The organism is Psychrobacillus lasiicapitis (assembly GCF_006861795.1).
In the GTDB taxonomy this organism is placed as follows: Bacteria; Bacillota; Bacilli; order Bacillales_A; family Planococcaceae; genus Psychrobacillus; species Psychrobacillus lasiicapitis.
This window is the reverse complement of sequence record NZ_VDGH01000003.1, coordinates 253,151-277,149: the sequence shown is the minus strand read 5'-3', so window position 1 is coordinate 277,149 and position 23,999 is coordinate 253,151. Positions and strand designations below refer to the sequence as shown.

The window sequence follows — 23,999 nt, the reverse complement described above, 5'->3', positions numbered from 1 at the left end:
GTTAAATTCCTACTTTCTGTTTGATATTTGAAGCGATTATTAATGCTTGGTCAAAGTCTGCGATAAGATCATCTATATGTTCCAGACCAACAGAGAACCTTAGCAGGCCATCTGAAATTCCTCGTTTTTCTCGTTCTTCTTTCGGTATTGCAGCATGGGACATGGTAGCAGGATAAGAAAGAATCGATTCGACTCCGCCTAAACTTACTGCAAAAACTGGAATTTGAAGATTTTCTACAAACGCTTTTGCCGTTTCTCTGTCAGGAAGACAGAAAGATAAAACGGCCCCTGGACTTTTCGCTTGTCTTGCATGAATCTCGTATCCTGGGTGCGTGGATAAGCCTGGGTATAACACTTCCTCTATTAAAGGATGACTATTTAAGTAGTTTGCAAGCTTTTTCGCCGATTCCGTGGATTGAGATAAGCGTGCACCCATTGTTTTGATTCCTTGGATTAAGGAAAAAGAATCTTGAGCACCAAGAATAGCGCCAAAAGAGTTTTGGATAAATCCTAATTTACTTCCAAGTTCTTCATCCTTCGTAACAGCAAGCCCTGCAATAATATCACTGTGCCCTGACAAAAACTTCGTAGCACTATGTAACACGATGTCTACACCTAGATCAAGCGGACGTTGATATAGGGGAGTCATAAATGTATTATCAAGGAATGTCAAACAATCATTTGCTTTTGCGAGTGCAACAATTGCCTCGATATCCGTTATTCCTAATCTTGGGTTTGCAGGTGTTTCGATATATAGTAATTTGGTATTTGGACGTATCGCTTTTTCAACTTCTTCAGCATTCGTAAAGTCTGCAAATGTATGGTCGATTCCGAATCTCGGTAAAACTTCCGTTATGAAACGATAGGTCCCGCCGTATACTTCTTCCGTTACTACAAGATGATCTCCTGAAGAAAGCAGCATTAAAGCGGAAGAAATTGCCGCGATACCGGAAGCAAAAGCAAAACCTCTTGTACCACCTTCTAATTCAGCAATAGTTTTTTCTAGCGCGTCTCTTGTTGGATTACCAGATCTACTATAGTCATATGGTCCAAAGCTATCAAAGCTTTCTTGATGGAAAGTAGAGGATGCATAGATGGGTACATTGACTGCCCCCGTTTTTTGCTCGTAATCCCCACGAGTGGAAGCGGTAATTAAGCTAGTTTCTAAACTTTCTTTCACGTTACTCATGAATGAATCACATCCCGTTCTAATTTTGCAAAAACCTGTTTCAAGTCTGCGATTAAGTCTTCCGCCTCCTCAACGCCAACAGAGAAGCGTAACAAACTATTATCTACACCTCGAGCAATTCGCTCTTCTTCTGGAATATCCGCATGGGTTTGGGTAGTAGGATATGTGATAAAGCTTTCGACACCGCCTAAACTTTCTGCAAAAACGATCAATTGAAGGTTTTCTAAGAAAGGTCCAACCCATTCACCTTTTTGTAAGCGGAAAGAGAGCATACCTCCAACTCCAGGGTATAGCACGTCTTTTACAACACTTTCACTTTGTAAGAACGCCACGATTTTTTTCGCATTCGCATCATGTTGTTTCATGCGTAAGTGTAATGTTTTCAATCCTCGTATCAATAACCAACTATCGAAAGGGGAAAGCACTGCTCCTGAAGCGTTATGATTCTCTACTAGTTTTTTGCTTAGTGCTTCCCCTTTACTGACAACGAGTCCAGCAAGGACATCATTATGTCCTCCGATATATTTTGTTCCACTGTGCATAACAATATCTGCACCTAGCTCAATCGGACGCTGTAAATAAGGAGTTAAGAAGGTGTTATCCACAATCAGTAGTAATTGATATTTTTTTGCCAAGACACTGTATTGTGCTATATCAAATTCTTGCATGAGTGGATTTGTGGGTGTTTCGATAAAAAGAGCCTTTGTGTTTTCCGTGATTAATGCTTCTACTTCCTCGATGGATTCAAATTTAGCGTAGGATGTACGAATGTTATAGGAATCCGCATATTGGTTGAATAAACGATATGTTCCACCGTAAAGATCTTCCGGTGCAATGATTTCATCACCAGAACGGAAAAGTGACAAAATTAATTGGATTGCTGCCATACCGGAGCTACAGGCAAAACCCGCATCGCCGCTTTCTAACTTTGCAATTCCTTCTTCTAAAATCGTACGGGTCGGATTTTTTGTACGTGTGTAGTCGTAACCAGTGGATTTGCCAACCCCTGCATGTATATAAGCTGTTGATAAATGAATAGGTGGATTAACGGCACCTGTTCGCGGATCACTATGATTTCCTAGTTGCACTAATTCGGTTTCTAAACCCTTTTTTGTCATTATTAATCATCCTCTGCAAATAAAGTAAAATAAAAAGAGGATTCCCTGTAAGAAGAGAATCCTCAAAAAAATTGAAGTTAGTCTTCTTATCTTCTAGACGATCGCCGCCTATTGGAGTTAGCACCATACCTAAACATGGCTGGTTGCTGAGACATCTTCGGGCCAATCCCTCCGTCTCTCTGGATAAGAAATAAAATATGAAATTTTCTAAAATCTTTATGAAAGTAATGGTATCATTAATTGAATAATTATACAAGAAGCATTTTCGCAAAAAAATCTTCTGTTGAAAAATAATTCAGATAAGTATATAATCCTATTTGTTTAGTATGAATTTAAAATTGTGAATGGAGGAAAGTATATGGAATCGATTACACAAGTAACAGACTTGCAATCTATTTTCGTTGAAATAGACAATAGCTTCGACGAAATTGTTAGTTGGAGAAGATATTTACACCAACATCCCGAGTTATCTTTTGAAGAAACAGAAACGGCTAAGTATATTGCAGATAAATTAGAAAGCTTTGGTTTAGAAGTGAAGAAGAATATTGGCGGTAATGGTCTTATTGGAATTTTAACGGGAGTACAGCCAGGAAAAACAATTGCTTTAAGAGCAGATTTTGATGCCTTGCCGATTGAAGATGAGAAGGAGGTGCCATATAAATCAGTAAACCCTGGTGTTATGCATGCCTGTGGTCATGATGGACATACGACTGCGTTATTGGGAACCGCTCAAGTATTAAGCAAATACCGCGATAAAGTGAAGGGAAAAGTTATATTCATATTCCAACCGGCGGAAGAAAAGCCACCAGGCGGTGCGAAATTTATGATTGAAGAAAACGTGCTTGAAGATGTCGATTATGTATTTGCTGCTCATCTCGATTCCAAAGTACCGATTGGTAAAGTGTCTGTTGGAGAAGGTTACAAAATGGCAGCTGTTGATAAGTTTGAAATCAAGATTCAAGGACTTGGTGGACATGGGGCGAGACCTCAAGATTCCGTTGATTCGATCGTCATTGGTAGTGAAATCGTTAATTCCCTACAAAAAATTGTTAGTCGCAGAATAAACCCTTTAGAATCTGCAGTAGTCACAATTGGTGTTTTCCATGCAGGCAGTGCATTTAATATTATTGCAGATACAGCTAAACTAGAAGGGACTGTCCGAACGTTTAGTGAATCGGTAAGAAAACAGGTAAGAGAAGAAATATATTCCATTGTAAAAGGAATAACAGAAGGGTTTCATGCGAATGCCGAAATCGATTATCTTCATGGTTATCCGGCATTATACAATCATCCAAAAGAAAGTTATTTAGTTCAACAGCTTTTGTCGGATGTATTTGGTGAGGATCAGGTGATAGATATTGAAACTTCCATGGGAGCGGAGGATTTCTCTTATTTCTTATTAGAAAAGCCGGGAACATATTTCAAAGTAGGCTCGAACAATGAGGACGAAAGTACACATTATCCGCACCATCATCCAAAGTTCGACTTTGACGAGCGTGCTTTATTGAACATCCAAAAGTCATTCGTGCAAATCGTTGCACATTATTTATTTTAATAATAAAGGCATGTGCGGTAAATTCTCCGTACATGCCTTTGTTTATATCGAATAACTCAGCTACTGCAGCATCGGAAGAAAGAATGCAATTGCTCCAAGCACAATGGAAGACCAAGCTAGGAATTTTTGAGGGAATGTTAAGCCGAGTAAGCCTAATACTACTGCAGCACCACCAAACCATAATGGATAATAGAAGAATCCAACGACTGCTAGCACGATTCCTATCCAGCCGATCCAACTACCTAAAGAAGCTTTCATCACAATCACCTCCTCATACAATTCAAAGAACAATGAGGGCTAAAAATCGACATGATTGTTCTTTTTATAGTATATGAAGAGGTGCTCAATAAATAATAAACAATTTGGACGAAAATCGTAGAATTATAGCATTTTAGTTTTTAACAAAAAAGGGACAAATAAACCAATAAAGTAGAAACTTTTCTTTAGAACAAGCCATAAAAAAAGTACAGGTGGTCGCACCTGTACTTTTTTATATTATTTGCCGCCTAAAAGATCGAAAAGACCACCTGTAATACTTCCTTCACCTTTAGAGCCGCCACCTGGAGTTTGAGGAGCAGCTGCGAATACACGGCTAGCAAGACGGCTAAATGGTAACGATTGAATCCATACTGTACCTGGTCCGCGCAAGGTTGCGAAGAACAAGCCTTCACCACCGAATAATGCAGTTTTTACTCCTTTTACCATTTCGATATTATAGTCTACCTCTGATGTCATCGCTACTAAACATCCTGTGTCTACACGTAGCGTTTCTCCTACTTGTAAGCTTTTACGGTGAATAGTACCACCAGCATGAACAAAGGCTAAACCGTCACCTTCCAGTTTTTGCATGATAAATCCTTCTCCACCGAAGAATCCAGCCCCTAGCTTGCGTTGAAATTCGATTCCAACTGAAACACCTTTAGCTGCCGCTAAAAAAGCATCTTTTTGACAAATAATTTTGCCGCGATACTTGCTTAAATCCATCGGAATGATTTTTCCGGGATATGGAGAAGCAAAATATACATGTTTCTTTCCACTACCAACGTTTGTAAAGGTAGTCATGAATAAACTTTCACCCGTAAGCATACGTTTACCTGCGCCCATTAATTTTCCCATAAGTCCGCTACCACCAGAAGAATTAGAACCATCGCCAAAAATAGTTTCCATCGAAATACCATCTTCCATCATCATTAAGCTACCTGCTTCAGCAACTACTGTTTCTTGTGGATCTAATTCGATTTCTACAAATTGCATATCATCTCCAAATAATTTGTAGTCAATTTCGTGATTGTTCATGTGTTATTTCCTCCTAGGATTTGAATTAATAATGTATACGAAAAACAAATGAAAAAGTTTCGTAATAATTAGAGGGATTCAATAGAGATTATCGAATGTATTTATAATGTAAGCATTTTCAATGAATAAGAAAAGAGGTAAACAGATGAAGTTAACTAATTTTATTGATGGAAAATGGCAAGAGGCTGGAGAGGAAAGGTATACAGCGGTTTTGAATCCAGCGAACGGAGAACAATTAGCAAAAGTTAGAATGTCTACAAAAGAAGAAGTGGATTTGGCAGTTGCAGCTGCAGTGAAGGCACAAAAGAAATGGGCACTTGTCCCGGCTCCAAAACGAGCAGATTATTTATATGAAATTGGTAGATTGATGAAAGAAAAGAAGGAACATCTCGCTCAAGTATTAACAAAAGAAATGGGAAAAGTGATAGAAGAAGGGCGAGGAGAAGTACAAGAAGGAATTGATATGGCATTTTATATGGCGGGAGAAGGACGTCGTCTATTTGGAGAAACGACCCCTTCTGAGCTTGCAGATAAATTTGCGATGAGTGTCCGTGCACCAATAGGAGTCGTCGGACTTATTACACCGTGGAACTTCCCAGTAGCGATTGCCACTTGGAAGTCATTTCCCGCAATTGTGGCCGGAAACGCTTTCATTTGGAAGCCAGCTACAGAAACGCCAATGATGGCTTATGAGATGGCGAAAATATTTGAAGAAGTTGGATTGCCCCCGGGAGTTGCGAATGTCGTTTTTGGTTCGGGATCAGAGGTAGGAACAGCGATGATTGAACATCCGGATGTAAAAGTAATATCGTTTACTGGGTCTACAGAAACAGGTAGTAAGGTTGCTGAACTTGGAGGTCGCCATTTAAAAAAAGTATCGCTTGAAATGGGTGGGAAGAATGCGGTTATCGTTATGGATGACGCCGATCTTCAGCTCGCTGTAGAAGGTATTTTATGGAGTGCATTCGGAACAGCAGGTCAACGTTGTACGGCATGTAGTCGAGTGATCGTGCATAAAGATGTAAAGAGTGAGTTGGAAAGCATGCTGCTAGCACAGATGGAAAATTTAACAATCGGCGATGGTTTAGACGAAACGGTTAAAATCGGTCCTGTTATTAACAAACAAGCACTTGAAAAAATTCATTCCTATACAAAGATAGGACAAGAAGAGGGTGCTAAACTACTGGCTGGCGGACATGTACTAGCAGATGGAGATTTAGCAAATGGCAATTATTATGCCCCTACGTTATTTACAGATGTCAGTTCGAATATGCGTATTGCGCAAGAAGAGATCTTCGGTCCAGTAGTTTCACTTATTGAGGTCAGCTCGTTAGAAGAGGCGATTGAAGTAAATAATGGAGTGAAATTTGGACTATCGAGCTCAATCTTTTCTCGAGATATAAACAATGTATTTCGTGCGCAGCGTGATTTAGACACTGGAATTGTTTATGTCAACGCAGGAACGACGGGTGCAGAAATTCACTTGCCATTTGGAGGAACAAAAGGGACAGGTAATGGGCACCGAGATTCTGGTGTAGCAGCACTGGATGTATATACCGAATGGAAAAGTATTTACGTAGATTTTAGTGGAAAATTGCAACGTGCACAAATAGACACAGAATAATAGGGGGTACTAGCATGAAGGTTGCTATATTAGGTGCAGGATTAATGGGAAAAGAAGCAGCACGTGATTTAGTGAAAAGTCCTAATGTGGAAAAAGTATTATTATGTGATTTAGACGTCGGACAAGCAAATATGTTTAAAGAAAAACTCCAAAATTCAAAGATTGAAGTATGTAGATTAGATGCAAATGATGATGAGAATTTACGACAAGTTATGAAAAAGGCGGACGTTGTCATCAACGCACTTTTTTATACATTCAATGAAAAAGTAGCAAGGCTTGCAGTAGAGGTTGGTGTACATTCGATCGATTTAGGTGGTCATATAGGCGGAGCTACGGATGCAGTACTTTCACTTCATCAAGCGGCACAAGAAAAAGGGGTTACCCTTATTCCTGATTTAGGAGTAGCACCTGGCATGATAAATATTCTAACTGGTTACGGAGCAAGCAAAATGGATCAGGTAGAGGGAATTCATCTATATGTCGGTGGAATTCCAGCAGAGCCAGAAGGAATTTTTGGATATAATATTGTCTTTTCACTGGAAGGAGTATTCGACCATTATACAGATCGTTCTCATGTAGTGCGTAATGGAAAACTTCAAGAGGTAGAATCCCTTTCAGAAATTGAACCCATTTTCTTTAAAAATTTCGGAGAGTTAGAAGCTTTTCATACAGCTGGTGGTACATCTACATTGAGCAAATCTTTTCCGAGCGTTGATACTTTGGAGTATAAAACGATTCGTTATAAAGGGCATGCAGAGAAATTTAAGCTGCTAGTAGACTTAGGGTTAACGAATAAAAACACGGTTGCCAATGTGAAAGGCAATATGGTGAAGGTACGCGATGTTTTAAAAGAAGTATTAACGCCGCAGTTACTCCTAGGAGATAAAGAGGATGTAGTGTTACTAAGGGTTATCGTTACAGGTATAGAAAACGGAGACAATGTTACGTATACGTATGAATTGGCAACGAAAAAAGATTGCGTATCTGGGACAACCGCAATGGCTAGGGCGACGGCAAACACAATTTCTGTAGTTGCCCAAATGATTGGAAATAACGTCATTACAAAACGAGGTGTCTATCCTCCTGAACTAATCGTACCCGGGGAATTATATATAAGAGAAATGGCCGCTCGGGATGTGAATATTGAGGAAACGGTGTTAAGAGGTGAACGTGTATGAACTTTGAATTCCAAGAGGAACAGCAACTGCTTCGTAAAACAGTTAGACAATTTGTAGATCAAGAAATAATTCCTTATATAGCCAAATGGGAAGAACAAGGTGCTTTTGATAAAAGTATCTGGAAACGTTTAGCAGATCTTGGATTGATGGGGGTATGTGTTCCTGAAAAATATGGCGGAAGCGGAATGGATTATAACTCACTTGCAATCGTATGTGAGGAGCTAGAGCGGGGGGACACTGCGTTTCGTACTGCTGTATCCGTGCATACCGGCTTAAACTCGATGACCCTTATGCAGTGGGGAACGGAGCAACAAAAGCAAAAATATTTAACTCCTCAAGCAAAAGGAGAAAAAATAGGAGCTTTCGGATTAACGGAGCCGGGAGCAGGCTCGGATGTTGCGGCAATGTCAACAGTCGCAGTACTTGACGGTGATGATTATATTATAAATGGGCAAAAAACATGGATCTCCCTCTGCGATTCAGCAGATAATTTCATTGTATTCGCTTATACAGACAAACCGAAAAAGCATCATGGAATAAGTGCATTTATCGTAGAACGTACGATGGCTGGATTTTCGTCGAAAGCTATTAAAGGGAAATACGGCATCAAATCTGGTAACACAGGAGAATTATTTTTTGATCAAATGCGTGTACCAAAAGAAAATTTGCTAGGCAAAGAAGGAGAAGGCTTTAAAATTGCAATGTCCGCTCTTGATAATGGCAGGTTCACTGTTGCAGCTGGAGCAGTCGGACTTTCTCTTGCGTGCCTAGAAGCAAGTGTGAAGTACTGTCATGAGCGCGAAACCTTTGGCAAAGAAATAGGCAAGCATCAGCTTGTCCAGCAAATGATTGCTAAAATGGAAGCTGGTCTTCAAATGAGTCGTTTACTTGTGTACCGAGTGGGAGAAATGAAAAATAAAGGGGTTCGAAACACAAGGGAAACGTCTCTTGCAAAATGGCAAGCATGTGATTTTGCCAACAAAGCAGCGGACGATGCAGTGCAAATTCACGGTGCATATGGCTATTCAGATGAATATCCGGTGGCGAGATATTTGCGTAATTCGAAAGCTCCTGTTATTTACGAAGGGACAAGAGAAATCCACACGATTATGCAAGCGGAATATGTACTTGGATATAGGGAAGACAAGACGCTCTCCCATATGCTACCTAAATGGCCATTTGAAGAATAGTGAAAAAGGTTTTCTTGAGAAATTCAAGAAAACCTTTTTCGCATTTATAGAAGGGGATGTAATTTTTAATATCCATTTAACATCTAAAAATCTGCTAAATAAAGTTAAAAAAAGTAAAGTCCAATACTAATAACTATTCCACTCAATATTAGGACAAACACACAGAAGCCCATAATGTCTTTTGCACGAAGACCAGCAATAGCTAAAGCTGGAAGTGCCCAGAATGGTTGAATCATATTCGTCCACGCATCACCCCAAGCGATCGCCATAGCGGTCTTAGCATAGCTTAAATCTAAGGCAGATGCAGCATCTAACATAATAGGAGCTTGGACAGCCCATTGCCCACCCCCAGAAGGAACAAAGAAGTTTACTATACCAGCTGCATAGAAGGAGAACAAATAGAAAGTATGTTCATTGGAAATACTAATGAATACCTCCGAAACAACTCCTGCCAGTCCAGAAGTAACCATCATCCCCATAATACCTGCATAAAACGGAAATTGAATAACAATATCTCCAACAGTTTTTGCTGCATTTTTAACTGCAACTAGAAAACGCTTAGGCGTTCCGTGACAAATAATACCGAGAGTAATAAATATAAGATTGACAATATTTAAGTTTAAGTCAAAGCCTTTAGTTATGAAATGTTGGATAAGGTATACAACTCCCAGTAAACCAATTAAGAAAGTCAAAACATAGCTACCTTCTAATCGTGAGGCTGGTGTTTTCTTTTCTGTACCTACTTCTTGGTCAACCTCCGCCTCTTCTTCTAGTAAGGAAGGATCAATTGCGAAAGTATCTTCTTTTCTAGGCATCATCCATCTATTTAATAAAGGAACCGATATGAAAAGTGCAATAACTATCACTAAGTTATATGTAGAAAATAATGTTTCCGTAGTTGGGATGACTCCCATTTTGTCTGCGAAAGGATGCCCCTCTGTAGCGATGGAAAGTGGAACAGAGCCTGCTAAACCGCCATGCCAAATGATAAATCCTGAATAAGCGCTTGCGATAAGTAATCGATAATCTACATTTTTCACTTTGCGTGCAATCTCTTTTGCGAACAAAGCACCAATGACTAAACCGAAGCCCCAGTTAATCCAGCACCCGATTAAAGAAATGACAGTTACAAGAATAATAGCAGAACCAGGTGACTTTGCTGTACTTGCCATAGCGCTAAGCAATTTTTTAAAGACTGGACTACTAGCTAAAACATGTCCTGCTAATAATACGACAACCATTTGCATAGTGAAAGAAAGTAAACCCCAAAAACCATCCCCCCAATAAGTGGCCATTTCGAGCGGTGTGGAATCCGTTAGTGTTACTCCAAGTAAAAATACTAGCAATGTTAATATTGCCACAAAAATATATGGATCAGGTAAATACCTTTCCATTAATGCGTTTGAAAATCGTGTAAGTGTCTTCACAACTACTCCCCTTTGTTATTTGTACATCCCCTTCACACTATATGATAGCTGAATAATGGCTAATACTCTATTAAATTTATAATAATTCGGCAAATTAAATAATTTTGAATTTGGTGTAACTAAAAGACGGAATTTCAGTCTAATGGGTTAACGAAAAAAATAAGAAAGGGAGATTAAAATGAAAAAATGGCTGATTTCTATCGTTGCTTTCGCTTTAATAATTGGTATGACAGGTGCATTTTATTTTTCTAAAATAGAGATAAGTGCACAATCATTTAAAGCAAGTGATGAAATTCAAACTGTCCAATCAAAAGAACAATTAAAAGCTTATTTTGAAAAGGTAAAAGAGCTTCAAAAACAACAAAATAACATGGCATTGGCAACAGAAGAAAGCACAAATACGATGGAAGCCAAAGATACCTCAGGTAGTAAGTCGGGAGGTTATTCTACTACGAATAACCAAGTAGAAGGTGTAGATGAGGGGGATACAGTAAAGACAAATGGCACGCATGTATTTTCATTAAGTGAAAATAATGTGGTCATCGCAAATGTAAAAGATCCAAAACAAATGAAAGAAGAAACAACTATCTCTTTTAAAAATGATTTTTATCCAACACAGTTATTACTTTCAAATCAAACATTAATGGTTATCGGTCAGAAAAATGTCCTTCGTACGCTAGATGCAGAAAGTACACAAAAGATGAATAGTGTTATGATGCCAATGGATTCCATGACAACTGTATACTTCTATGATATTGCCAATCCTGCAAAACCAAAACTCATGAGGGAAATTGCAACAGAAGGATATATGAATGGTGCACGACTAACCAATAACACATTATATTATGTCACTACTATTTACCCGAAGTTCTGGATAATGGAAGAAAATGCAGATGCAGAGTTACGCCCGTTCACTTATGATTCCAAATCCGATAAGGAAGCAAAACCAATGAGCTATGACAGTATTGCAATTCTTCCAAGCTCTTTGGAAGGGAATTACAGTATTATTTCGGCGATTAATGTTTCTAAACCGGCAGAAAATGAGGTAAAAACGAAAGGGTATCTTGGAGGCAGTGAACAATTGTACATGTCAAAAGATAACCTATACTTAACTTCTACTATTTATGAGCAAAACAATATTAATGCTAAAAAAATGATTTGGAATCCTGGGGAAATGGATACCGAAGTATTTAAGTTTGCATTAGACAAAACTTCCGTAAAATTCGTAGCGTCCAATCGTTTAACAGGTACGATATTAAATCAGTTTTCGATGGATGAGCATAACGGTTATTTCCGTGCAGTAACGACAAAAGGAAATAGTTGGGGTGAAAATAAAGTATCTGAAAATAATTTATTTATACTCGACGATAAGATGAAAACAGTAGGCTCGTTAACAGGGCTAGCAAAAGACGAACGAATCTATTCTGCAAGATTTATGGGAGATAAAGCATATATGGTCACGTTTAAAGAAACCGATCCATTGTTCGTTATTGATGTAGCAAAACCAACCGACCCAAAAGTATTAGGGGAACTAAAGATCCCAGGCTTTAGTAATTATTTACATCCGTTAGATGAAAATCATTTAATTGGATTCGGCTATGAAACAATAGTAGATAACCAATCGGGTGGTAAGCAACCAGTTATTATGACAGGAGGGATGAAAATTTCCCTTTTTGATGTAAGTGATTTTGCAAAACCAAAAGAACTGGACACAGAAATAATTGGAGACCAAGGAACATATTCTCCGGTTCAATATGATCACCATGCATTGTTTGAGCACAAAGAAAAAGGGTTATATGGATTTCCTATCTCCATCTATGGGAAAGGAAAAGAGTATGCAGAGTTTAAGCAAGACGGTGCATTGATCTATGAAATTACACCTGAAAACGGAATTGTTTTAAAAGGAGATTTATTAAACCCAGAAAATCCAAAACAGCAATACGAAAACTGGGAAACAAGTATCCAGCGAATAATCTATGTGGAAGACTCTTTATACACCATTGCAATGAAAGAAATCAAAAGCTACAATTTAAACTCCTTTAAACAGTTGAGTAAAATGTCTTATTAATATTAAAAGACTCTAAAAGCGTAACGATGCTTTTGGAGTCTTTTGCATGTAGCGTGATATAGGAAAACTGCGCGGTAGTGAGTTGAATGAAGAGTCCACTGGGATTTCCACTACAGGGTGGACGCTTTCCGCCGGCTTGGCTTCAGCCGCTTCCTTCGCTACGCTCAGTCCAGGGTCTTCAGCTCAAGCTATTCCGGCTGGAGTCGCCACCCTTTCGCTACAATCCAGTAGAGTCTGCAAATTACTACGAAATGATGCACTAAATCAGTACTATATTGTTTTTCTATAGGAAAAACCTATGATTAATTGAATGACACTTACTTTATAGTGATTATTAGTAGGTTCTATTGATTGAAGCGCAAGGCGGCGACACCTGCGGGATCAGCGGGACAGGTGAGACCCCGCAGGAGCGTGCGACGAGGAGGCTCACCGCCCGCCCCGCTGTAAGCGTCCGCCTGGAGCGGAAATCAATTGCCTTTGCCGTATCTATTTACGTCGCAGTTTCTCTATATTGTGAACTATCCTTGTTTATGAGTAGTCTTCAATTGGCGGAATTATTAAGCTCGGATACAGTGACAAATGAATATCCTTCCCCTTGCAAGTAGGCAAGCACAGCATCTAGTCCTTGTGCTGTAGACATATGTATATCATGCATTAAAATAGTAGAGCCTTCTTTTACATGGCCCTTCACATGCTCGAGTAAACGGTTAGCGTCGCGATATTTCCAATCAAGTGTATCCACATTCCATAAAACGACGGGAAGGGAAGTTTGAGTGCGAACAGTATTATTTACAGCTCCGTACGGTGGGCGGAAGACAGTTGGTTTGCTGCCTGATGCTTGTTCTATTGCGTCACTTGTATTATTAATCTCTAAAGTAATTTTTTCAGCTGAAGCTTTAGTTAAGTCTATGTGATTCCATGTATGATTACCTAACTCATGTCCTGCTTCCTTCATTTCTTTTACAATTTCCGGATAGAAAGAAACACGACTTCCAAGCATAAAAAATGTAGCTTTTGCATTATACTTCTTTAGTGTTTTAAGTATTAATGTAGTTGACTCTGGGTTCGGTCCATCATCAAATGTGAGAGCGACTACTTTTGCGGATGGGGAGACTTCCGTTTCTTCTTGTCGTGTGTCCTCTGCAGGTTTTTCATCTATCTTTTCTGATACTGTAGGTGGTGGTTGAATAGCCGCCTCCGGAAGTTTAAAGCTGTCGGCGATGATATCATTCAAATCCTCTAGTGGAATAGAAACAACTGTCGATCGGGTTGTAATTACATGGTCATCATAATAAAATTCGATGGAATCTTTCTTTAGAGAAAAATTAGAGTAGTTTTCCCAAGTAGGCATGGTTTTCTCTTTAAATTGCTCTTGCATTAAGTGGGGAATCAATTGTTCATCAGCTAATATGGATTCTCTTACTTTTGTAGCGAGCTTTACAAGTGCTTTTTTATTGTTAGCGAGCAAATCATTTATTGTGAGCATGTGACCGGATTGATTATGTATACGGAAAATTTTTGTTTCGGTTAAGCGGCTTTCTCCACCTATATTCATGTATGAATGAATCACAAACGAATAGTATCCTGTGGTATGCTGAAAAACCTCAAATGAAATATTCAATTCACCACTAGGATGTATATTCGAATCAGTTAAGTCTTCTTTCTGATTTAAATAAGATGCTTTTAGCTGATTTGTATAAGCTCTCACTGTGTCGTTGAATTCGGGAACATTGCTTTGTGGAAATTGAATGGCATACGGAGTTTTTTCGTCATTTGACATTTCCGTAATAATGCGAATCCCTGGATAAACCGAATCACTTTCGTTAATTTGTTCCTTTGGTATAGTTGGAGGGCTAGCAGACACTACTTCTTTTTCTTTTTTTGCAGGATTGGGAAGCATCAGAAGAAAAACCATTAAACTACTTAATGTAAGAATAATAATGATAAATGTAATATCAATCCAACGTCCTCTTTTTTTTGATCTTGAATGGGCGGACATGATGATGATTCTCCTTTTCTAGTACTTATCTATTATATAAAATTAGACGGATGAAAAGGTAAGAAAGTTTTAGTTTTCATTGTTTTTATTTTCAACGTTCGATAAGATTATCGTAGTTAAGTTTCGCTTTAGAAAGGAAGGTGTTCTGAAATGACACAAGACTTTGAATTAGCTGTAGAATGCTGTTTACTAGCAGGTCGTTTAATGATGGAAAGTGGAGCAGAGACGTACCGTGCAGAAGATACAATGGATCGGATGGCAATTTCGCAACATCTAACGCAATCACAAAGTTTTGTTACACCAACTGGTATCATTTTTTCAGGTAGTAATAGCCTTCCAACTAGATTAGTAAGGATTAGCAATCGATCAACCGATTTAGAAAGAATCGCGCTCGTAAACAATGTCTCACGAAAATTAGTTAATAAGGATATTACACTGCAAGAAGCTTACTCGGAGTTAGTCAGTATTGAAAACGAACATAAGACACTTCCCTTGTGGATACAAATAGGGGCAGCATCCATTGCATCTGCCTCATTTCTTTTGTTATACGGCGGGACATTCAAGGATGTACCAACCGCACTTATAGCCGGGGGTATTGGATTTTCTATTTCAACGCTGTTAGAAATGAAAACGCGGGTAAAGTTTTTTGCGGAGTTTTTGGCGGCATTATGTATTTGTTTAATCGCAATTTTTTCGGTGACATGGGGATTAGGGATTGACGTGGATCGAATTATTATTGGTTCTGTCATGCCGCTGGTTCCGGGATTACTCATAACAAATGCTGTACGAGATTTAATGGCTGGTCATTTTGTGTCCGGTGTATCCAAAGGAGCAGAAGCTTTTCTTACAGCTTTTGCCATTGGTGCAGGGGTTGCATTAGGATTGTCATTTTGAGGAGGAATTGCTATGGCCTATTGGTTGCAAGGGATTTTAAGCTTTGCAGCAGCCGCTGGATTTGGGATTATATTTAATGCACCGAGAAAATTACTTTTCTATTGTGGTGTCGTAGGTATGACGGGCTGGCTTGTATATTCTTATATAGACGATTTAAGTAATGACCCTGCAAAGTCTTCCTTCGCTGGGGCATTTACAGTTGCTTTTGTGGCACATTTAATGGCCAAGAAATTTAAAATGCCTATGATCATTTTCAGTGTAGCAGGTATCATTCCATTAGTTCCAGGTGGATCTGCGTATAATGCCATGCGAAACGTAATTGAGAAGAACTATACAGTAGCAATGGAATATGCATCAGTAGCCCTTATCATTTCAGGCTCTATAGCGATGGGGTTAGTTTTTGCAGAGATTATCACGCAATTGTCGATGAAAGTAATAGGAAGACTAAAATCAGTCGATTAACTATTTTCTTTCCGAAAGCTTTAGCGCTTTATTTATTTGTGCTTACGAAGTGAGCAAGACAAATGACTCCCACAGGATTACCGAAAACAATACGAAAGGGATGCGACTTTGTCGCATCCCTTTCGTATTAAAAGTCTCGTTAATAGTGTAGAATTCATTCAGTTGAAAGCGTTCCTTAAGCACTATACATAAAGTAACTGGTTCATTTTATCTTAAGAGTGCTTCCACTTCTTCGGCTGGGATTGGTCGGCTTATATAGTATCCTTGAACGGCATCGCAGCCCATTTGTTTTAATAAAGCATATTGTTCTTCCGTTTCTACACCTTCCGCAACAACATCCACATTTAAAGATTGTCCAAATTGGATTAAACCTTGTACGAGCTTTTGCAATCTTTCTTGCTGCATAATAGAGCTCACAAACGATTTATCAATTTTTAATTTGCTTATCGGAAGAAGCTGCAAATACCTAAGGGAAGCATACCCAGTACCGAAATCATCTAACACAAAAACAACCCCATCTTGTTGAAGTGCCTGCATTTGTCCAATTATCGATTTTTCGGCTTCTGCCTCGAGTGCAAACTTTTCTGTAAATTCGATTTGTAATAGCTTCGGAGAGCAGTTGTACTTTTCTAGCATATTCCGAATGGTTTTCACCATGTTTTTATCGCGAAATTCTCGAATAGATGAGTTAAAGCTTACTTTTATCGGTATCCCTTTTTGCTGCCATATAGCTGCTTGTTCACAAACCTTTTCCAGCATAAAAGAACCAATTTTATTTATTAATCCAGTTTCCTCTGCGATAGGTATTAACTCTTCCGGAGAAACAATTCCAAGTACATCATCATCCCAACGGACGAGTGCTTCTACCGCTGTAATTTGATTGGTTAATACATCTTTTTGTGGTAAATAGAGCACATGCAAATCATGCTGATTTAAAGCTTCTAATAACCGTTTTTCTATTTGCGCACGACGAGTCAGCTTGTGATGGTCAGATGGAGAAAGGTTCGCAATCATACCACCACCTTCTAATTTCACTTGCTGGATTTTCGTATCCGTAGCCTTCAATAAATGCAAATAGGTTTGTTGATCTTCAGGGTATCTAGTAATGGCTCCGCTGACTGTAATAGGAACAACTTTATTGTCTAGATAAATCGGGTTTTGCTTTAAATACTGGATAAATCCTTGTACGTACCACTCCCCTAAAGTTGTAATGACAGCAAATTCATCTCGACCAGCTCTAGCAATAATGGATTCTTCGAAGTAGATTTTCAATCTTTTAGTAAACTCATTTAATAATTGAGATTCTGTTTGATCATTGAATATTTCTTTTAATGTATAAAATTGATCGATACTAAGGAAAACAAAGGAGAAGTATTTGTCATTTTGAATGTGTTCATTTACCATTTCTTCTAAACGATGTCTACTCATTAAACCAGTTTCCGTATCTACATAGGCTATTTGTTCAAGGCGCGATTGTATTAATTTCTTTTCTGTAATTTCTTCTTCCAATAACAAATGGTATAGTGTATGATTTTCCGTATCAGTAATTGGGAGTGCGATCATATTAACCCAATAGCTAACGCCGTCTTTTGTTATTTTTTCAACTGTACCGTGGAAAACTTGACCTTTTTGTAATGTATTGATAATTTTATCGGCAATGGCAATATGATGGGAGGAATTAGGGAAAAGCTGCCAAAAAGTCTTTCCTACAATTCTTTTTGGTGTCCAATTGCTTCTTTTTAAAAATAGTTCATTAGCGTGTAGGATTAAACCTTCTTTGTCTAAATAAGCAACCATAAATGATTTGGATAAACCCTTTTTTAATAATTGCAACTCTGAAAAAGAAGAGGATTCTGTATCTTGTATGGTATTAGATTCAATTTGAAAGAAAACATAATAGTCATCGTTCAGAAGAATCGATTTTGCGACAATAGACGTTTTCATTGGGATTCTATCTTTTGAGTAAAGAACGACTGGACTGAAGCGAATTGGCTCATCGTGATGTAGGATCGATTCCCAATTTGCAGCTAGGTGCCCGTAAGTATGCTCATTGAATAATGGTGCTCTTGGACCTTGTACATCTTCCAAACGATATCGGTATTGCTTTTCAGCTTCCTTGCTCCACCAAATAATATGGCCGTCCTTATTTGTCATAAAGGTTGGGAAAGGCAAATGACTAAAAACAGAGTTACTTAAATCTAATAATTCATCTTTAAGATACATATTAACGGCCCCTTTAAATAATTTATCCCGCATTAACGGGCAGTAAGACTCCCATTTCAAGATGTAAGAAAAGCGAAAAGATAAGTGGGAGATCAACTGCTGGCATGCGCCCGATTGGTTCAACTAACAATCAGTGGGGGAAAGCGGACTAAAAGCGCGACGTCCATGTCGCAACGTCCGCACTAGCACGTCCTGTGCGTCGGAAAACCCCACTGATGGAAGTTTCACTTTATATTCATTATATAAAATATACATAAATTAGTCATTAAAATAGAGCGATTTATTCATTGATAAAAAATTTTAGGGTATAAAGTAGTGGGTAAATATAAGGGGAGAAAGGAGGAAGTGTGAAAATGGGACGATGGAAAGGAATAGTTTTAATTGTTTTTGGTTCAATGTTGTGGGGAGCGACCGGTCCGATGATGGAGTGGGTATTTAAAAATAGTGCCCTGTCTGTCTCCTTTTTCCTAACAGTACGCTTAATTATTGCAGGAGTTGGTTTATTAGCATATTTAAAAATAATAGGAAAACCTATTTTCTCTATATGGAAAGAGCAAAGCTGGTTAAAGCAATTGATCATTTTTGGTATTTTTGGAATGCTCGGAGTTCAGTACACATTTGTTGCGGCGATTGAGGCAAGTAATGCTTCTATTGCAACATTATTGCAATTTTTGGGGCCAATTTATATTGTGATATTTGTATCGTGGAAGAGCAAGATGTTTCCTCCAAGATATCAAATCATTGGCATTATCGGAACGCTTATTGGATTGTTTTTTTTACTGACAAATGCTAAAGTGGATCAGTTATTGATCAGTAATGAAGCGCTTATTTGGGGATTGGCAATCGGTGTTGCATTTGCTATTTATACAGTTTACCCTGCAAGGCTTATGAAAGAATGGGGAGTCCTTATCATCGTTGGCTGGGGAATGCTAATAGGAGGCGTAGTGTTAGCGCTGATTTCGCAAATTTGGCGTTCCGATGAATGGGGAGAACTTACAAATTACCCGATCAACTTAATGAGTTTTATTATTATTCTTGTAGGAACAATCGCTTTTATACTCTTCTTAACAAGTATGAAGTATATATCTCCTATAGAAACTAGTATTCTATCTAGTATGGAACCATTAACCGCTATGGTTATTTCGGTTATTTGGTTAGGACAAGTTTTTGGAGCTTGGCAATATGTGGGGGTGGTCGTAATGATCGTATTTGTCACATGGCTTTCAATTGCAGGCGAAATTAAATGGAAACGAAAAGAAAAGATGGCTAATTGAAGCCATCTTTTTCTATATGTAAGTACTGTGTTATGGCATAATAGTTTGTATATAGAAATAATTCGGGTGACGAAGGATCAGGGGTGTTGATTTGTGAAGACGATTTTTTCTTATTTATCGCCATATAAGTGGCTTGTAATTATTGCGTTATTACTCATGTTAGTCGAACTTTCTGTCGAGCTTGTGCAGCCTTTGTTAATAGCAACCATTATTGATGACGGAATATTGGCAGGTGACCAAGAGACGATTATTTTTTGGGGTATGATAATGCTTGGAATCTCAGCTATTGCTTTTTTAGCAGGGATCACCAATACATTTATAGCTTCCCATGTAGTACAAAGCTATGGGTATGATATTCGTCAGGCACTATTTAAGAAAGTGCAATCTTTTACAATGGCTACTTTTATAAAGTTTCCTTCGGCAAGCTTAATCACGCGGTTAACGAACGATGTGACGATAACGCAAAACGTAATATTCATGGGTCTTCGTATAATGCTGCGAGCGCCACTCTTAGTAATTGGAAGCATTATTATGTCTTTTTTTGTTCATGCTTATCTAGCTATGTTTTTAGTAATGGGAGCACCTATTTTAATTCTTTTCCTTTATTTTATGAGTAGAAAAGGGCTAAAGCTTTTTGGGAAAGTGCAAAAAAGTGTAGACCAGGTGACACGTAAAATGCAGGAAAATTTGCAAGCGGTTCGACTCATTAAAGCGTACTTACGTGGTCATTACGAATCGACTCGTTTTGCATCCGTTGCAGACACATTAAAAATAGATAATGTGAAAGCATTCCGTATAATGGAGCTCATTTTACCTGTTCTTTTGTTTGTTATGAATGTGAGTTTAATGGCTGTACTTTGGTTTGGTGCAAAAGAAATACAAACAGGAACTACGCAAATGGGGGATCTTGTAGCAATTGTCAACTATGCAATGCGTATGACAGGTGCATTTTCGATGTTCTCTTTCATTATTATATTTTTCTCTAGAGCAAAAGCATCTGCCGAACGGATGGAAGAGGTTTTGGTTGTAGAAGAAGGAACCGAAGAAATAAGTACAGCTCCTATAGACTTCATTCCTAAAGAAGGCGAAATAGAGTTTCAGCACGTTTCTTTTCATTATCCATCTACCGATACACCGGTGCTAAAGGATGTTTCCTTTTCTGTGAAATCCGGTGAAAAGCTAGCGATTATGGGAGCTACCGGTTCGGGGAAATCGACGCTATTAAACTTAATACCTCGGTTCTTTGATGCGACGGAAGGAGAAATATGGATTGACGGTGTAGAAGTAAAAGAGTGGCCACTCAAAGAGCTAAGACAAGCGATTGGGCTTGTTCCACAGCAATCCATTCTGTTTACAGGAAGTATTGAAGATAATTTAGGCTGGGGAGATTCTACTGCTACGGAGGAATCGCTAAAAGAGGCAGCGATACAAGCGCAAATTCATCAGTCTATTGAACAATTTCCACATCAATATGATACGAGGGTTGGGCAAAAAGGAGTCAATTTATCCGGGGGACAGAAACAAAGATTGTCTATTGCACGTGCATTAGTGCGAAAACCAGAAATTTTATTATTAGATGATAGTACAAGTGCACTGGATATCTCTACGGAAAATGCACTATGGGAAGCTTTAGAAAAAGAAAATGCTACGATGCTTGTCATTACGCAAAAGATAAGAACAGCCAAAGGGGCAGATCATATTCTTTTGTTAGAAGAAGGAGAAGTTTCTGCATACGGTACACATGAACAGCTGATGGAAAGCTCCTCTTTATATAGAGAAATTGCAGAATCGCAACAGGAAGGGGGAGAACCTGATGAACTTCATTCGTAAACCTTTTGGGTATGAACCTATTGTGACCAAGGAAGATTTAAAGAATGACCATAAGAAAAAAGTGGAGAAAGCATCTGATTGGAAAGGTGTGCTAAGTAGACTGTGGAAGCTTGTTGATGAGCAGCGTTTCTTGTTGGTCATTGTCCTTTTATTGGTAATAGCTAGTTCGGCTTTAGCTTTGTTTGGACCATATTTAATCGGTGTTATTATCGACGAATACATTGCTAAAAGTGTTTTTGCAGGACTTGCGAATATGATTGCATTACTAATAGTTGTCTATGTATTTCTTTCCGTTACGATGTACTTGCAAAGCTACTGGATGATTGGTATTGCTCAACAAACGATTTATCGATTAAGAACAGGCTTGTTTGATCATTTACAAAAGCTACCTGTCTCATTTTTTGATAAACGACAGCACGGGGAATTGATGAGTCGGGTGACGAATGATATTGAAAATGTCAGTCAAACGTTAAATTCATCTTTCATACAAGTATTTTCAAGTATCTTAACTTTAGTTGGAACGACAGTTGTTATGCTTCTTTTAAGTCCATTGATGACTGTCATCACATTGATCATTGTACCTGTTATGTTTTTTTCAATGCGCTGGATCACAAGAAGAACCTCCAAATTATTCAAAGAACAGCAAAAAGCGCTCGGGGAATTAAATGGAATGATTGAAGAGACTGTTTCTGGCCAGCGAATTGTTAAAGCATTCTCTCAAGAAAAGCGCATGTTAGAGGACTTTGCAGAGAAAAGTGAGCGTTTAAAAAGAACTGGGTTTTGGGCCCTTACTTATTCAGGGTTTATCCCCAAAGTGATGAACTTGTTAAATAATATAAGTTTTACGCTTGTAGCAGCAGCCGGGGGAATACTTGCCTTTTATGGGCATATAACCATAGGAGAAATCGTTATTTTCACCGAATATGCCCGTCAGTTTACGCGTCCTTTAAATGATTTAGCGAATCAGTTTAACACTGTGTTATCAGCAATCGCGGGAGCGGAGCGTGTATTTGCAATTATTGATGAACCAGAAGAATTAGATGTAGCAAAGGATCATCAAGATTATAAACTAAAAGGAAATGTAATCTTCGAGGACGTTACGTTTTGGTATGATAAAAATGATGAAAAACCTACGATTGAGGATGTTTCTTTTCATGTAGAAGCTGGAAAGACAGCAGCTTTAGTAGGAGCTACTGGTGCAGGGAAAACGACCATCATGCAGCTGCTCGCTCGTTTTTATGAAGTGAACGGAGGAAGGATATTAATCGATGGTATTAAGCTGGATAGTCTGCCGAGACATACGCTTCGAAGCCAAACGGCATTTGTACTTCAAGATCCATTTCTTTTTGAAATGACTGTTATGGAAAATATCCGGTACGGCAAATTAAATGCAACAGATGAGGAAGTTATAAAAGCAGCAAAAGAAGCAAATGCGCATGAATTTATTACGAAGTTACCTAATGGATATGATACGATTTTATCGGCAGACGGTGGAGAGATTAGCCAAGGACAAAAGCAATTATTATCCATTGCAAGAGCACTAGTTGCAGATCCTGCAATTCTACTATTAGACGAAGCGACCTCCAGTATTGATACGGTTACTGAACTGAAAATACAGGAAGCACTTGAACGTCTAATGGCAGGCAGAACAAGCTTCGTTATTGCGCATCGTTTAAATACAGTGCGTAAAGCCGATCTTATATTTGTAATGGAAAATGGAAAGTTAGTAGAAGCAGGCCCGCAAGAAGAGTTGCTTCAAAAACAAGGACGATATTATCGTATGTTAACAAATACGAGGATTTAAGGAGAGTTTTATGGATATTTTTATCATGACCGTATCTATTCCTTTAGATAGCGATACGATGCAAGAACTAAAGGAGCTACTGCAAGAAGATACAGTAAATTATGCGTCACTATTAAGTGTGGAGGAGTTAACGGATTCTCATACAAAAGGCTTTTGTGTACTTGCTTATGACGATGAGTCAGATAAATTAGTTGGTGTTTTAACTTCTATAGATCGACTGGAAACAGGGGACTTTGAGTGGAGTACCGTTGTTTCACCTTCTATGCGTAGAGAAGGAATTGGAACAGGTCTTGTAGCAGAGTTAGATAGAAACTTAGCGCTTCGCGGAGCAACATTTGATCTGGCCTTGGTACCGGAGGATTCGCAAGAAGCACAGGAATGGTTGAAGAAAATCGACTATATATATGACTTTACGGAAAGAACAATGGTGGCAACGGCAGTAGAAACAGATATGCAAAGTGAAGTTAATATCATGCCATACACTTCGGAAGAGTCGGAAGTTATGGAAGTCTTAATTAGTGCGTTTGATGATACACTGGAAGAAGCGAGTAATCTTATAGCATTTAATACACAAACACCTAATCGAGAGCTTTTCATTGCAACATTAAAAAACAAAGTTGTAGGTACTTTTGCCATCGTTTGGGATCAGGACAAAATATGGATTACTGGACTTGGAGTACATGAGCAAGCAAGTGGAAAAGGTGTCGCTACTGCCATTCTAGAATGGGCGAAAAACGAAGCGAAACATGCGGGGAAAGCTAGCATTTATTTAGATGTAGAAATAGATAATGAAAAAGCATTAACTGTCTATCAAAAAGCAGGTTTTGAAACAATTCGTCATACACATTACTATAAAAAAGGATGACCC

The 23,999-nt window shown here is 38.5% G+C and carries 18 protein-coding genes and 1 riboswitch; of the genes, 11 read left to right on the top strand and 7 right to left on the bottom strand.

Annotated elements, in window-relative coordinates; genetic code table 11:
* Position 1: 1 nt before the first annotated feature.
* Together metC and FG382_RS06345 are read right to left on the bottom strand one after the other, a co-directional pair.
* Positions 2 to 1,180 (bottom strand): cystathionine beta-lyase, encoded by a 1,179-nt coding sequence (gene metC, locus FG382_RS06350; RefSeq protein ID WP_373287576.1) that lies wholly within the window; start codon positions 1,178 to 1,180, stop codon positions 2 to 4.
* 5 nt (positions 1,181 to 1,185) lie between these two features.
* Positions 1,186 to 2,307: a methionine biosynthesis PLP-dependent protein gene (locus tag FG382_RS06345; RefSeq protein ID WP_142538064.1), complete on the bottom strand. Its 1,122-nt coding sequence runs from the start codon at positions 2,305 to 2,307 to the stop codon at positions 1,186 to 1,188.
* An 83-nt stretch (positions 2,308 to 2,390) separates the two neighbouring features.
* A riboswitch (SAM riboswitch) is annotated at positions 2,391 to 2,497 on the bottom strand.
* A 168-nt stretch (positions 2,498 to 2,665) separates the two neighbouring features.
* On the opposite strand from FG382_RS06345, the gene FG382_RS06340 reads away from it, so the two are divergent.
* The gene (locus FG382_RS06340) at positions 2,666 to 3,862 is read left to right on the top strand and encodes a M20 metallopeptidase family protein (RefSeq protein ID WP_142538063.1); all 1,197 of its coding nucleotides are present in this window, start codon (positions 2,666 to 2,668) and stop codon (positions 3,860 to 3,862) included.
* A gap of 60 nt (positions 3,863 to 3,922) precedes the next feature.
* Here FG382_RS06340 and FG382_RS06335 read toward each other — a convergent pair whose 3' ends face one another.
* Both FG382_RS06335 and FG382_RS06330 read right to left on the bottom strand, forming a co-directional pair.
* Positions 3,923 to 4,120, bottom strand: a complete 198-nt coding sequence (locus FG382_RS06335; protein WP_142538062.1) for a C4-dicarboxylate ABC transporter — start codon at positions 4,118 to 4,120, stop codon at positions 3,923 to 3,925.
* Between the two features lie 237 nt (positions 4,121 to 4,357).
* Positions 4,358 to 5,158: a TIGR00266 family protein gene (locus FG382_RS06330; protein WP_142538061.1), complete on the bottom strand. Its 801-nt coding sequence runs from the start codon at positions 5,156 to 5,158 to the stop codon at positions 4,358 to 4,360.
* Positions 5,159 to 5,303: 145 nt separating this feature from the next.
* Between FG382_RS06330 and FG382_RS06325 the strand changes: the two genes are divergently transcribed.
* From FG382_RS06325 to FG382_RS06315, 3 genes are read left to right on the top strand one after another with little or no spacing between them, the layout of a single operon-like run.
* Positions 5,304 to 6,782 (top strand): aldehyde dehydrogenase family protein, encoded by a 1,479-nt coding sequence (locus FG382_RS06325; protein WP_142538060.1) that lies wholly within the window; start codon positions 5,304 to 5,306, stop codon positions 6,780 to 6,782.
* A 14-nt stretch (positions 6,783 to 6,796) separates the two neighbouring features.
* Positions 6,797 to 7,960, top strand: coding sequence for a saccharopine dehydrogenase family protein (locus FG382_RS06320; protein WP_142538059.1), 1,164 nt, complete (start codon positions 6,797 to 6,799; stop codon positions 7,958 to 7,960).
* On the top strand, positions 7,957 to 9,150 hold the full coding sequence (locus FG382_RS06315; protein ID WP_142538058.1) for an acyl-CoA dehydrogenase family protein: 1,194 nt from the start codon (positions 7,957 to 7,959) through the stop codon (positions 9,148 to 9,150). The genes FG382_RS06320 and FG382_RS06315 overlap by 4 nt, the downstream gene beginning before the upstream one ends.
* A 104-nt stretch (positions 9,151 to 9,254) precedes the next feature.
* On the opposite strand, the gene FG382_RS06310 is transcribed toward FG382_RS06315, so the two are convergent.
* Positions 9,255 to 10,577 carry a short-chain fatty acid transporter gene (locus FG382_RS06310; RefSeq protein ID WP_142538057.1) on the bottom strand — a complete coding sequence of 441 codons (1,323 nt, stop codon included), beginning with the start codon at positions 10,575 to 10,577 and terminating at the stop codon, positions 9,255 to 9,257.
* A gap of 178 nt (positions 10,578 to 10,755) precedes the next feature.
* On the opposite strand from FG382_RS06310, the gene FG382_RS06305 reads away from it, so the two are divergent.
* Positions 10,756 to 12,645: a beta-propeller domain-containing protein gene (locus FG382_RS06305; RefSeq protein WP_142538056.1), complete on the top strand. Its 1,890-nt coding sequence runs from the start codon at positions 10,756 to 10,758 to the stop codon at positions 12,643 to 12,645.
* Between the two features lie 541 nt (positions 12,646 to 13,186).
* Here the strand turns inward: FG382_RS06305 and FG382_RS06290 are convergent.
* Positions 13,187 to 14,644 (bottom strand): polysaccharide deacetylase family protein, encoded by a 1,458-nt coding sequence (locus FG382_RS06290; protein WP_142538053.1) that lies wholly within the window; start codon positions 14,642 to 14,644, stop codon positions 13,187 to 13,189.
* 150 nt (positions 14,645 to 14,794) lie between these two features.
* Between FG382_RS06290 and FG382_RS06285 the strand changes: the two genes are divergently transcribed.
* The gene (locus tag FG382_RS06285; protein ID WP_142538052.1) at positions 14,795 to 15,538 is read left to right on the top strand and encodes a threonine/serine exporter family protein; all 744 of its coding nucleotides are present in this window, start codon (positions 14,795 to 14,797) and stop codon (positions 15,536 to 15,538) included.
* A gap of 12 nt (positions 15,539 to 15,550) precedes the next feature.
* A complete protein-coding gene (locus FG382_RS06280; RefSeq protein ID WP_142538051.1) occupies positions 15,551 to 16,000 on the top strand; it encodes a threonine/serine exporter family protein in 450 nt (149 codons plus the stop codon).
* 207 nt (positions 16,001 to 16,207) lie between these two features.
* Here FG382_RS06280 and FG382_RS06275 read toward each other — a convergent pair whose 3' ends face one another.
* Positions 16,208 to 18,223, bottom strand: coding sequence for an EAL domain-containing protein (locus tag FG382_RS06275; RefSeq protein WP_142538050.1), 2,016 nt, complete (start codon positions 18,221 to 18,223; stop codon positions 16,208 to 16,210).
* A 353-nt stretch (positions 18,224 to 18,576) separates the two neighbouring features.
* On the opposite strand from FG382_RS06275, the gene FG382_RS06270 reads away from it, so the two are divergent.
* The 4 genes from FG382_RS06270 to FG382_RS06255 all read left to right on the top strand — a co-directional run bounded on the left by FG382_RS06270 (position 18,577) and on the right by FG382_RS06255 (position 23,996).
* Positions 18,577 to 19,497: a DMT family transporter gene (locus FG382_RS06270; protein ID WP_142538049.1), complete on the top strand. Its 921-nt coding sequence runs from the start codon at positions 18,577 to 18,579 to the stop codon at positions 19,495 to 19,497.
* Positions 19,498 to 19,590: 93 nt separating this feature from the next.
* Positions 19,591 to 21,327 carry an ABC transporter ATP-binding protein gene (locus FG382_RS06265; protein ID WP_142538048.1) on the top strand — a complete coding sequence of 579 codons (1,737 nt, stop codon included), beginning with the start codon at positions 19,591 to 19,593 and terminating at the stop codon, positions 21,325 to 21,327.
* On the top strand, positions 21,311 to 23,131 hold the full coding sequence (locus FG382_RS06260; RefSeq protein ID WP_142538047.1) for an ABC transporter ATP-binding protein: 1,821 nt from the start codon (positions 21,311 to 21,313) through the stop codon (positions 23,129 to 23,131). The genes FG382_RS06265 and FG382_RS06260 overlap by 17 nt, the downstream gene beginning before the upstream one ends.
* Before the next feature lie 10 nt (positions 23,132 to 23,141).
* Positions 23,142 to 23,996: a GNAT family N-acetyltransferase gene (locus FG382_RS06255; RefSeq protein ID WP_142538046.1), complete on the top strand. Its 855-nt coding sequence runs from the start codon at positions 23,142 to 23,144 to the stop codon at positions 23,994 to 23,996.
* Positions 23,997 to 23,999 lie beyond the last annotated feature (3 nt).